Origin of the sequence: Sphingomonas sp. HMP6 (assembly GCF_013374095.1) — a bacterium.
Taxonomy (GTDB): Bacteria; Pseudomonadota; Alphaproteobacteria; order Sphingomonadales; family Sphingomonadaceae; genus Sphingomonas.
Window position 1 is genome coordinate 561820 of the sequence record NZ_AP022672.1, and the last position, 11904, is coordinate 573723.

An 11904-nucleotide genomic window follows, 5' to 3' on the forward strand; every position below is an offset into this window, starting at 1 on the left:
CAAGCGCACGCTAAAACGGCACTTCCTTGCCCTCGAAATCGAACAGCTTGCCGCTGTCGGGGACCTTCAGACCCTCGATCACGTCGAGCAATTGCAGCGCCGCACGCTCGGCGTCGAACAGGCGGCCGGGCTGGACATTCCCCTGAAACGGCTTCGACAGCGCGGTGTCGACCGTGCCGGGGTGGAGCGCGACGACGATGCTGCGGTCGTTGCGGCGCTTTTCCTCGATCGCGAGCGTGCGGACGAGTTGGTTCAGCGCCGCCTTTGACGCGCGATAGCCGTACCATCCGCCGAGCTTATTGTCGGAGATGCTCCCCACACGGGCGGAGAGCACCGCGAACACGGCGGGCTTGCCTTTGGTACCGAGCGGCAGGAAATGCTTGGCGATGAGCGCCGGCCCGATTGCGTTGATCGCGAAGTTGCGGGCGAGCCAGGCGGGATCGAGTTCGCGCATCGCCTTTTCCGGGCCGCGCTCTGCATCGTGGAGCAAACCGGTCGCGACGATCACCAGTGTCGGCGGCGGGCCTTTGGCGACCTCGGCGGCGGCGGCGGCGATGCTGGCTTCGTCGGTGAGGTCGATATGGCGCGTGCCGCTCCAACTCCGCGCGAAACCGTGGACGACGTCGTAGGCGCCTTCTTCCTCCAGCGCGGCGACAAACGCCGCGCCGATTCCGCCCGAAGCGCCGATGATGACCGCAGAGCCGGTCATGCCCGCGTGAACCGCCAGCGATCAGGCTCGCTCTCGGCCGCGTCGAAGCGATAGCCGTCGCTGTCGAAGCCCTTCATATCCTCGATATCGGTGATCCGATGTTCGCATAGCCAGCGCGCCATCATTCCGCGCGCGCGCTTGGCGTTAAAACTGACGAAGCGCGGCCCGTCGGGGCCGGGTTCGCGGAAATCGACGTCGATCACGCGAACGCCGTCCAGTTTGCCGAGGACGGCGGCGAAATATTCCTGGCTGGCGAGGTTGAGCACCGCACCCGACCCGTCGGCGGCAACATCGGCGCGCACGGCGGCGGCGATGCGGTCGCCCCAGAATTCGTAAAGGCTCTTGCGGCGCGGTGCCCAGCGTGTGCCCATCTCGAGCCGATACGGCTTCATCGCGTCGAGCGGGCGGAGCAGACCATAGAGCCCGGAGAGCATCCGAACATGATCCTGCGCGAACGCGATCGCGGGTTCGTCCAGCGTTCGCGCCTCGAACCCGGTATAGACGTCTCCGGCGAAGGCAAAGAGCGCCGGGCGGGCAAGGGCATCGGCGAATCCGGCGAAGCGATCGGCGTTGAGCTTCGCCAGCGCGGGCGAAATGTGCATCAGCGTACTCAAGCGTTTCTGCGTCAGGTTCGCCGCCGATTTGGCGAGCGCGTCGGCGGTGTCGGCGAAGCGCGGCACGGTCGCTGCGATAGCGGGGAGCGGGCGCTCGTAATCGAGCGTCTTGGCGGGGGAGAGCAAGGCGATCATCACCGAGCCGGTTAGGCGGCTGGCGCGGCTGCGTCAAAGCTTTGCGCGCCTGCGTCAAAGCTTTGCGCGGGTGCGGTGAGGCCTTGCGCGCAGGTGCGGCGGGAGCCGATGGGTTCAAGCGGCGTTCACGTCAGGGTCGGCAACGCGGTTGCTTGACGGTCCAAGCGGCGGCGCTAGAGCGGCGCCAGCAATTCGCCGCGCGCGCCGCGCCGTATGAGGAGAGTTCGCAATGAAGATGGTTTCAAAATTTGCCTTGTCCGCCGCCCTGATCGTCGGACTGAACGGTGCTGCGTTCGTTGCCCCGGCGATCGCCAAGAAGAAGGAAGAGGCCCCGGCAGCGCCATCCCTGTCGAAGGAGGCGCGTGCTGCAGCCGTCGCTGCTCAGACCGCGCTCGCCGCGACACCAAAGGATATCGCGGGTGCAGAAACCGCGCTCAACACGCTCGATACCGTGGCGAAGAGCGATTACGAGCGATATCTGTCGCAGGGCCTGCGCCTATCGCTGGTCAATGCACAGACCAAGGGCCAGTCCGACGCACAACGCGTTCCGCTGCTGATTCCGATTCTCGACGCGATCATCGCCAATCCGGCAACGCCGAAGGAAGAGATCGGACGTCGCTACCTCGAGCGTGGCGGTCTTGCCTATGCAATGAAGAAGTATCCCGACGCCCTGACGTATTTGCAGCGCGCGCGCCAACTCGGCGCGACCGATGCCAATCTTTCGCTGCAGATTGCGCAAGCCAAGGTCGAGACCGGCGACGTGAAAGGCGGCGTGGCCGAGATCGGCACCGCGATTGCCGCGGAGAAGGCAGCGGGTCGCAAGGCACCGGAGGAATGGTACAAATACGCCTTCACGCGCCTCGGCAAGGCCGGCGACCAGGAAGGCACCGACACCTGGACTGCGGCGTGGCTGACGGATTATGGCACGCCCGCCAACTGGCGCGGCGCGATCTACACCTTCGGTTTCCAGGGTGCCGCGGCGGTCAAGTACAGCAAGAACAAGATCGACCTCTATCGCCTGCTGTGGGCAACGAAGAGCCAGGCCGGTCAGCGCGAATATATCGATTACGCCGATGCCGCGCTGACGATCGGGCTTCCCAACGAAGCCAAGACCGTGGTCGAGGAAGGCCTCTCGTCGGGCACGATCCCGGCCGGGAACGTGACCGGCAACGAATTGCTGGCGCGCGCCAAGACCGGCATCGCGGGCAGCTCGCCGCTGGCGGTGAAGGAAAAGAATGCACTGGCCGGGGCAAAGGGTGATCTCGCGCAGCAGGCCGGTGACGCGTATCTCGGTGTGCGCAACTATGCCAAGGCGATCGAAATGTACCGCCTGTGCGAAACGAAGGGCGCGCCCGATGCCGACCGCAACAATCTGCGTCTCGGCATGGCGCTTGCCCTGTCGGGCGATCGCGAAGGCGCGAAGGTGGCGCTTGCCCGCGTGACCAATGAGCCGAACAAGGCGATCGCGCGGTTGTGGACGGTGTTCGTGACCACGCCGCCGACTGCCGCCTGATCCTCGCTGGATCGGACTAGGGAAGGGCGGCTTTCGGGCCGCCCTTTTCATGTTCAGGGGTTGCGGATCGGAATGCCGGGCAGCGCCTTTGCGGTGCGGATCGTCAGCGAGGTCTTGACGCTCGCGACGTTGGGGGCTGGCGTCAGGTGCGTCATCAAAATGTCCTGAAAGCTCTTCAGGTCGCTTGCGACGATCTTCAGGATGAAGTCGATCTCGCCATTTAACATGTGGCATTCGCGGACTTCCGGAATGGTCGCGACATGTGCCTCGAAGGCGGCGAGATCATGCTCCGCCTGGCTGCGCAAGCTGACCATCGCGAACACCGTGATCGGATACCCCAGCGTCGCCGCATCGATTTCAGCATGATACCCACGGATCGCGCCAGCTTCCTCCAACGCGCGGACGCGGCGTAGGCACGGCGGCGCGGTCAGCCCGACCCGTTCCGCGAGATCGACGTTGGTCATACGGCCATCATCCTGGAGCAATTCCAGGATACGACGATCGATCGAATCGAAAGGCATTTCAGTCCGCTCCCCAGGCGCGCGTGTTTTGCATCGCCCTATATCGCCTGAGCATAAGATAATTGCCGACGAACGCAATTGTCCCACATTGCGACGCATCAAAAACTTGGGGTTTCAAGTCGTGTCCCGCGCAGTTAAGAAATCGTTACGGCGCTTTCGCGACCGGACCGGGAATGAGCCTCTTGCGCTTCGACGACAGCCTTGAAACGGTTCTTTCGGCAGAAACGTCGTCGCCGTTCGGCGCGCAATCTACATGGCGGCAGTTGGTCGATCTGATGGGTCGCGGGCGCGTGCCGGCGAACGACGCGGCGATCCGGCGGCTACGCGCGATTCGCGGCGACGTTCCGCCACCGGTCCGCGCCGCCAGCGCACGCGCGCTCGCCTTTGCTACCCCGCCGGCGGATCTCGTCGCGGTGTTCGCCGAAGATGAACTGGTGGTCGCGGCACCGGTCCTGCGCGCGGCCAATCTTTCAGACGCCGAATGGCGCACCTTGTTGCCGCGCCTGACGCCGGCGGCGCGGTCGATCCTGCGCCATCGGCGTGATCTTTCGCTCGAAGTCGGGCGCGCGCTCGAAACGTTCGGAAGCGTGGATTTCGTGCTGGCCGCCCCACAGGCGCTTCCGCCGACGGCAGCCGGTCCTGCGGCAGAGGCCATTGCAAAGGATGTGGTCGCCCCGATTGCGACGGTAATCCCGGAGCCCTTGCCTGCGATCGAGCTTCCCGAGACGATCGCGCCGGTCTCACCGTTCGTGTCGATTGCGGCGGTAGCGGCGGGCTTGCCGGTGGTCGCCGAGGCGCTGCGTCAGGCTGAACGCCCCGTGCTCGCACCGCCGGTTCCCCCAGTTTCGACCACCAGGCCCGATTCCAGCGACGGGACGTTCCAGATCGCCGAACTGGTCGCCCGGATCGATGCGTATCAGCGCCAGCGTGAAGCGACCCCGACCGCTGCGCCGATCCTTGAGATCCAGCCGGAATTGTTCGCGCGGGAGCCGCATCAGGCAGAGTCGTTCCGATTTGAAACCGATGCGAACGGCATCATTCGCTGGGTCGAGGGCGCGGCGCGGGCGCCGTTGATCGGGCTGTCGCTCGATCTGGCGGCAACGCCGGGCGGGTCGCGCGTCGATGGCGTGGCGGCGGGGGCCTTTCGGCGCCGCGCTGGGTTCGCCAATGCCCGGCTGCTGATCGATGGGCATTCGGATGCCGCCGGCCAGTGGCGCATCACCGGCATTCCGGTGTTCGACCGCGCGAGCGGGCGCTTTACCGGCTATCGTGGCACAGCGCGCCGCCCGCGTGCGGACGAGACCGCCGAGCCGGTGCGCGAAACGCGCAATCCCGCCGCGGATGCCTTGCGCCAACTGGTCCATGAATTGCGCACCCCGACCAATGCGATCGCTGGCTTTGCCGAGATGATCGAAACGCAAATGCTCGGGCCCGTCCCGGCGGCATACCGCGCGCACGCTTCCGCGATCCGGATGCAGACGAGCGGCTTACTTGCCGCGATCGACGATATCGACATGGCCGCGCGGATCGAGACGCACGCGCTCGACCTGCGGACCGGGGATGTTCCGGTAACGCCCTTGATTGACCGGATTCTCGCCGATCTCACCCCGCTCGCGACGCTGCGCGGCGCCTCGCTTGAGCGCCGGATCAGCGACGATGCCCTGGCGATCCTTGGCGATGACCGCGCGGTCGAGCGACTGATCGCGCGGTTGATGGCGACGCTGGTCGCGTCGGGCAGCGCGGGCGAGCGGCTCGGCGTTTCCGCGTGCGGAGACGATGTTAGTGTAACGCTCGTGTTCGACCGGCCTGCTGCGCTTGCGGCCTATGCCGAAGAAACGCTGCTGACGATCGATGCCGAGGTCGAATTGGAGCGCGAGGGCGCGCCGTTGCTTGGCACGGGTTTCGCGCTGCGGCTGGCGCGCAACCTCGCGGCGGAATTGCGTGGTAGCCTGACGATCGGCGACAAGGTCTTGACTTTGCGCCTGCCCGCCGCCTTCTCTGCCGAGATGGAGCAGGCTTCTTCTAACTGACCGTGGCCGTCGTCGCGCCATCCTCCTCCGCACCGGTCGAGCGCTATTGCCCGCCTGCGCCCGCGTCCGCCGATATGATCGACTGGCCGCGCGACTTCGGTACGCGTTTCACCGTGTTCGTCGATACCGAGGAGGAATTCGACTGGGACGCGCCGCTCGGGCGTGAGACACACGGCGTATCCGCGATCGCCGCTTTGCCTGATGCGCACCGCCGCTTTGCCGATCGCGGCGTGCCGCTGACCTATATGGTCGATTATCCGATCGCGACCGACGCCCGTGCAATCGACATTCTTCGGGCCAATCTGGCCGACGGCGTGTCGGCGGTCGGCACGCAATTGCACCCCTGGGTCAACCCGCCGTTCGATGAAGCGCTCAACCCTGCCAACAGTTATGCCGGAAACTTGCCCGAGGCGACCGAGGCGGCGAAGATCGATGCACTGACCGATGCGATCGCGACCGCCTTTGGTACACGCCCGGTCGCGTATCGCGCTGGGCGGTACGGCATTGGGCCTAACACGCTGCGATTGCTGGCTGCGCGCGGCTATCGGCTCGATAGTTCGATGCGGTCGCGGTATAGTTACGTGCAGGATGGCGGGCCGGATTTCGGCGGAATCGGGAACCACGCTTTCCGGGTCGGGTCGATGATCGAAGTTCCGCTGACCACGGTGCATACCGGGCGCGCGCGGGCCGGCGGTACAAGGCTCTACCGGCTGCTTGGCGCGGTGCCGAAGGGGCGGGGGCTGTTTGCGCGGGCCGGACTGCTCTCGCGCGTGGCGCTGACGCCGGAGGATATGCCCGTGAAGGACGCGCTGGAAGCCGTCGCGGTCGCGGTGGGGGAGGGGCTACGGCTGCTCAACTTCGCCTTTCATTCGCCGTCGGTCGCGCCGGGCTTCACGCCTTATGTCCGCGACGCCGCCGACCTGCGGCGCTTCCACGCGTGGTGGGATGCGGTGCTGAGCGACCTCGCGCGGCGCGGCGTGCGCGTGGCGTCGCTGGAGGAGATCATCACGGCGGCGCGAAGCTCCGGGTCGGGCGGAAGGCCGGTTTAGCGCGTTTCTAAGATGTCCGCGGCAGGTGGCGACACATCCAGCGAGGGCGTCGGCACGCCAAGCACCAGTCGGCGTGCCCGCAGCGCTGCGGTCAGATACTCGACGTTCATGTCCATAAACTGGCGTGGCGTCATGCCGAGAAAGCGTTTCGCATCCCGGAGGAAATGCGAACGATCAAAATACACGCTGGTCAGCACCGCCTCATGCGCATGGTCAGGACTGATCATCATTTCGAGAAAGACCCGCAGGAACCGCGCTCGCATCAGCAGGATCTTCGGCGGGAATCCGAAATAGCGTTGCGACAGCCGACGCAATTTCAGCGGCTGAATGCCGATTTGCGTCGCGGCGGCCCGCAAATCCGTCGTCCCTTTTGCCGTCACGATCTTCATGATGTCTGCAATCAAAGGCTCGTCGCGATGCTCCGGGGGCAGCGCGCGCGTGAAAATGTCGTCGAGGATCCCCTTTACCTCCAACGCGCGATCCGAATAATAAAGCCGGTGAACGAGCTCCTCGACGAGTTCGGCCGGCAATACCTCCTCCAACGGCGTGATGCGGTCGCGCAGCGTCTCCGCGCTCTCGCGGAAGAATCGGGCCCAACCGAGCGGGCTGATATCGATCGCGATCGTGACGCCGCCGTTCGATATCACCGGCATGGCGCGGCTGGTGACGCCGTACAGGATCGCCGTCGATAGCTTGGGATAGCGGCGATTGCCGACGCTGACCGAGATTGGCGCCTCCGCCAGGATGATCCAGATCATCGCCCAACTGGGCAGCATCCAGCTCTCGTCGGTGTGCGCAAAGCCTTCCTCGGAATCAAGCACGGCATAGCTCGGCAGGAGCTCGCGGAGTGCAGGCGCGGGCTGTTCGTAGCGTAGGGCGGTATGGTCAGGAAGGCCAAAGTCCCGCGCAAATACGCCGGGCCTGTGACTACCACTCTCAATCATTTTCGTTAATCGCCATACGCAACACGGTGGATAAGAAATGCGCGCGAAGACTGTGTGAAATGCTTAACGCCAGATGAACCATCCGCCGTTTGCGCTGCAAAATCAATCGGCTATAAGTTGTATTGGAGACGGCACAGAGTCCCGCATTGGTTCATTCTGGCGGCAATGCGGATTACGCGAATCGCGTCGGTCGGTGTGTCCGAGCTTACCAAGACGTCAACAAGTACCGCTATAATATTGCCGCTTCATCAGACAGTCGGCTCAGCGCTGCGTCATCCGATGCCTGAATGAAATATGCCGCAGACAACGTGCGCATCAAAGGAACGCGAAAGGCTGCAACGTCGTCCGGCGAGCCTATGGCTGTTTCCGGCCACGACGCGGTCAGCGCTTCGAGTGCTTCCACATCGACGATCGCCGCCACGCGCGGGTTTGCGGAAATCGAGGAAACATAGTCCTGCAAGCCGTACCGCGTGTAGCTGTCGTACCAATCCGCCGCCTGTAAACCCCGCTGTTGGCCCGCGATAACGTCGGGCGCGACAAGGCCGGCCATCGCCCTGGCAAAGAGCGGTCGTTCGACACCGTCCTTCAACAATTGATCCGCCGGCAACGACAAGCAGAATTCGATCACGCGTCGATCCGATGTCGGATCGCGCTCATCGATCCCGAATTGCGCGAGATTACCCTTCCGGAAGCTGCCAATACTGGTGTTCAGGATCGTTTCGATCCGATCCTGGTAGGTGTTTCGCGGCGGCCGCGGCACGTTGAATCCGCCGCCATCGGTCGGTTGCCAGTCTTTACGCACCAGCGGTAGCGCAGCGGCCTGGCTGCGACCCGTCGCTTTGGCGAGCAACCCCCACAAGGCGCGCGGCACATATCCGCCCGCCGACACCGCGAGGGCGCCCCGCCGTCGCATCTTGCCTTCGACACTCAAGATCCGGAACTCGCGTAGCCACGCTCGATAGGATTTTTGCCACAGAAAATCGGGCAGGGTGGCGAACCCACCCGCGGTGATCGTCAAATTCCCCAAATCGCCGGTCAAGCACACCGTAACGCCCGCCTCGGCGAACTTCGTGTTGATGCCGGCGAGCCAGGGAAAGTTGCAAGCGTTGAAAAACGGCTCCTGATAGTAATCCCAAAGTTGCGTATAGTCGTTGAAGTCGAAAGAGCGCTCCGGCCGAACGATCAGATGATCGATGTTGGAATGCATCCGCGCGGTTTCGGCGGCGATGCTACTCTCATCCAGCACCTTTCGGTGCGGTGCCCTGCCGGTGAATCCGACCCTGGGTGCGCCGGTTGCCGCGAGAACGCGCGCTCCTGCTGGCGCGAGCAGGCGGGCGGTGATTGCCGTCACCGCGCTGCTGTCCCGCCCCGAGCTCAGTTGGGTACCGACGACCGGGCCAGCGTCACGCAGCCGCGCCTTTACGGATCGCTCAAGTTGCTCGTGAAAGGCGGCCACATAATCCTCGTCTCGGTTAAGACGAAGCAGTTCGGGCCGCGGTTTCCAATATTGCCGTGTTGTCAGGACGCCGTCGGAAAACGCGACATAATGCCCGGGTGGAACCTTGAAGACATTCTCGAAGTAACTGGATGAACGCGACGTCGGCCTGTTGCCCACGAACTCGCCAATTTTTGAGGCATTGACCAGCGGCCAATCGGGCCTACTCGCCAGCAGGCCGACCGGCATGGATGCGAAATCCAGCCGGTTCGAAGCATATCGATAATGAAGCGGTCGCTGCCCGGTCGGGTCGCGTCCGAGGTAGAGGTGATTGAGGCGCCGGTCCCAGATAGCGAATGCGAAATCGCCGACGACGTGATCGAGCAATCCAATGCCCCACATCTCATACGCCTGCATCAGCACGCGCGAATCGCTCCACGTCCGCGCTTCCGCCGCGTTTCCGGCCCGCGCGATTACCTCATCGCGATTGTCGATCCGAAGGTCGGCCACCAACATGGCCGTCTCGTCGCAACCGATGACCGGCTGACGATCAAAGGCATCTTCACATAGAAGACGAAAAAGGGAACGGCCGAAAGTCGCGTTTCCGAGACTTCCGACCGATTCCTGATCTGGGCCGTAAATGCGTTGGGAAACAAGCATTTGACCACAGAGCCGAAACGACTCATCTGGCCTGTCCGCAAGTATGCCGGCGATCGCACTCACAATCCGGGTCGTTACAGGCTGCTGCGCAGAAGCCGATTCCGCACAAGCACCCGTATTTTACGAGGACTGCGTGCCCGGGCCGTCCGGGTTGACCGCGCCGCCGGCTTCAGCCGAGCCAGCCGACACCGAGCGTACGACGGGCTTGATCCATGGCGTTTTGGCCTGGTCGGAAACTACGATGGTCTCAAGAGTCATAAATATACTCCAATAAAATAGCGAAAACTCAAATCAAATTTACGCCCACAAACGAGAACCGAGTATGGCGCGCCGGCAGCCTGCTGTCTACCTAATATGCTGCAACGCATGATGTTTTTTGCCGGCGTTATGGTTGCGAGCGGGGAGGCTGCCAGCTATGATTCACGAGCTATATATGAGCTATGTATAGAAAAATTTCGTATTGAATATATCGAGCAAGAACAGGAAAGTAATAATGCTGGAAGGGACGGTAATTTCACGGTCAGATAACTTGATGGAGACCCATTTTAACGACGAGCTGATTGCGCTGCACATGGGTACATCAAAATTTCACATGTTTAATACGGTCGCCCAGCGAATTTGGGAGATCGTAGAGGTTCCGACCACAATGCAAACGCTATGTGACCGTTTATGCGACGAGTTCGAAGTCGATATGGCGACCTGCAAGCAGGATGTTGGCGAACTCATAGATTATCTGGTTGTGGAGAATGTCATCGTTCTAGATAACGTCTAGATATTCGAAATTCTCGCAAGCGCGGTCTTGAGGAGATATGACGCATCATCCTCGAAAGAAGCGTGGTTCCAGCTACGGTTGAACGTTAGAACATCGACACACTTCGCAAGCGCAATGCATTTTTTGATGTGCGTAAAGGAATTCCCAATCATAGGGATGTACGCGCCTCGATATGTATTGACCGAGATCGCTTCGACCGCGTCAGTCCCAAGAACCGGCTCAATAATGGGGCAAATCTGCGTGTGATCGGTCCGCCCCAGAACATAAAGTGCATCGATCCGTATCGGATTTTTGTCAGCATTAGATGGGATGGGGAGGTCGAATTTGTCTTGCCCATCGAATGAACGTAGCAGGCCATCTTCGCTGATGCCTTTGACGTTCAGCGCATCTTTCCACAGACGCAAGCGCGGAATTCCAGCGCTCGCATAGGCAATGCCGGCGGGATCGAAGTTGACCACGCAGACGTCGTCGGACAAAATGCGGAAACCGCGATCGGCGAACCATGCCGCGAGCGTGGATTTGCCCGCCCCGGAATGGCCCATGAAAGCGATCGCGCGACCGTCGAGTTCGATCGCATTTGCGTGCAGCGGCAGCAAGTGGCGATAATGCAGGATCGCGGCGAATGCCGACCCGAGCAGGAACAGCTCGACATTTCGTGGCGACGTACTGTCGTTTGCGTCAACGACGATCTCGGTGCCATTCGCGATCAGGAAACGGCCGACGTCCGCAATGTTCAGCACCGCACCATTTTCGCCGACATAGAGCCCGAACGGCTCGACGCCTGGATGTTTCGGAATGGATCCGATGCGAATTTCAACATCGGGCGCCGCGATCGCTGTTTGCGTCAGCGCGTGAAGCGGAATCTCGGATCGTACCCTGAGCCCGAAGACGACATAATCGAAGCGCTCAACCGCCGGTTCGATCGGCACTACAGTGGGCGCCAGCCGCGCAAGAAAAGTCATCGCGGGACGACCGGCGCGGCTTCGGGGTTTGGGGACTGACCGGGGGTTCGTAATCCGACCCCAACCGAATCGGCGACTGCGGAAGTTTGCACATCGCCCGTCCGCAAGCGATTCGCGATCACGTCGGCATTTGGTGCCGAGGCGGCAGGGCGCGTGGAGGATTGCCGATTGGCATCGTCGACCGTGAGATCTACAGGGAAGGGCGACGATGTCTCGGAAAGACCGTCGCTTCCGGCGCGCACTTTTGAACAAGCCGGGCGCTTGCCGGACTGCGGCGACGGTACGAAGCCCGGCCGGCAGAGATCGATTTGTTGAGTTTGCGCGGGCGAAAGGGCGGAATCCTGCGGGCTCACGACGCGGGAGGGAACGACTTTACGCGAAGTCGAGGTAATGAGGGGCGGCGCGGCCACGGGCCGATCGGAAATCTGCACCACCGTTGCCGCATCGCTGGTCTGTGCATTGGCCCCCTGTACCGAAGTCAGGACGGCCGTGCCAAGAGCCACAAAAACGCCGGTGAAAATCTTCAGAAGGGATACCAATGGATCGCAGCCTTTACGCAT

Annotated in this window: 12 protein-coding genes; 4 read left to right on the forward strand and 8 right to left on the reverse strand. The window is 62.6% G+C overall.

The window, feature by feature from the left end:
* Window positions 1-10: 10 nt before the first annotated feature.
* Both HMP06_RS02915 and yaaA read right to left on the reverse strand, forming a co-directional pair.
* A complete protein-coding gene (locus HMP06_RS02915) occupies window positions 11-709 on the reverse strand; it encodes an SDR family NAD(P)-dependent oxidoreductase (RefSeq protein WP_176495750.1) in 699 nt (232 codons plus the stop codon).
* On the reverse strand, window positions 706-1458 hold the full coding sequence (gene yaaA, locus HMP06_RS02920) for a peroxide stress protein YaaA (protein WP_176495751.1): 753 nt from the start codon (window positions 1456-1458) through the stop codon (window positions 706-708). Before yaaA ends, HMP06_RS02915 begins: the two co-directional genes overlap by 4 nt.
* A gap of 229 nt (window positions 1459-1687) precedes the next feature.
* On the opposite strand from yaaA, the gene HMP06_RS02925 reads away from it, so the two are divergent.
* The gene (locus HMP06_RS02925) at window positions 1688-2971 is read left to right on the forward strand and encodes a hypothetical protein (RefSeq protein ID WP_176495752.1); all 1284 of its coding nucleotides are present in this window, start codon (window positions 1688-1690) and stop codon (window positions 2969-2971) included.
* Window positions 2972-3024: 53 nt separating this feature from the next.
* On the opposite strand, the gene HMP06_RS02930 is transcribed toward HMP06_RS02925, so the two are convergent.
* Window positions 3025-3492, reverse strand: coding sequence for an Lrp/AsnC family transcriptional regulator (locus HMP06_RS02930; protein WP_176495753.1), 468 nt, complete (start codon window positions 3490-3492; stop codon window positions 3025-3027).
* Between the two features lie 173 nt (window positions 3493-3665).
* On the opposite strand from HMP06_RS02930, the gene HMP06_RS02935 reads away from it, so the two are divergent.
* Both HMP06_RS02935 and HMP06_RS02940 read left to right on the forward strand, forming a co-directional pair.
* Window positions 3666-5522, forward strand: coding sequence for a sensor histidine kinase (locus HMP06_RS02935; RefSeq protein ID WP_176495754.1), 1857 nt, complete (start codon window positions 3666-3668; stop codon window positions 5520-5522).
* Between the two features lie 74 nt (window positions 5523-5596).
* Entirely contained in the window at window positions 5597-6571 is a 975-nt protein-coding gene (locus HMP06_RS02940; protein WP_176498335.1) for a polysaccharide deacetylase family protein, read from the forward strand.
* Here HMP06_RS02940 and HMP06_RS02945 read toward each other — a convergent pair.
* From HMP06_RS02945 to HMP06_RS02955, 3 genes are all read right to left on the reverse strand, one after another.
* Window positions 6568-7392 carry a helix-turn-helix domain-containing protein gene (locus HMP06_RS02945; protein WP_176495755.1) on the reverse strand — a complete coding sequence of 275 codons (825 nt, stop codon included), beginning with the start codon at window positions 7390-7392 and terminating at the stop codon, window positions 6568-6570. The genes HMP06_RS02940 and HMP06_RS02945 overlap by 4 nt on opposite strands.
* 352 nt (window positions 7393-7744) lie before the next feature.
* Window positions 7745-9673: an asparagine synthetase B family protein gene (locus HMP06_RS02950; RefSeq protein ID WP_176495756.1), complete on the reverse strand. Its 1929-nt coding sequence runs from the start codon at window positions 9671-9673 to the stop codon at window positions 7745-7747.
* 57 nt (window positions 9674-9730) lie between these two features.
* Complete coding sequence (locus HMP06_RS02955) at window positions 9731-9868, reverse strand: hypothetical protein (protein ID WP_176495757.1); 138 nt, start codon at window positions 9866-9868, stop codon at window positions 9731-9733.
* A 235-nt stretch (window positions 9869-10103) separates the two neighbouring features.
* Here HMP06_RS02955 and HMP06_RS02960 point away from each other — a divergent pair, with 235 nt between their 5' ends.
* Window positions 10104-10382, forward strand: coding sequence for a PqqD family protein (locus HMP06_RS02960; protein WP_176495758.1), 279 nt, complete (start codon window positions 10104-10106; stop codon window positions 10380-10382).
* On the opposite strand, the gene HMP06_RS02965 is transcribed toward HMP06_RS02960, so the two are convergent.
* Both HMP06_RS02965 and HMP06_RS02970 read right to left on the reverse strand, forming a co-directional pair.
* Window positions 10379-11344, reverse strand: coding sequence for a hypothetical protein (locus tag HMP06_RS02965; protein ID WP_176495759.1), 966 nt, complete (start codon window positions 11342-11344; stop codon window positions 10379-10381). The two genes, HMP06_RS02960 and HMP06_RS02965, sit on opposite strands and share 4 nt — an antisense overlap.
* Complete coding sequence (locus HMP06_RS02970; RefSeq protein ID WP_176495760.1) at window positions 11341-11904, reverse strand: hypothetical protein; 564 nt, start codon at window positions 11902-11904, stop codon at window positions 11341-11343. The genes HMP06_RS02965 and HMP06_RS02970 overlap by 4 nt, the downstream gene beginning before the upstream one ends.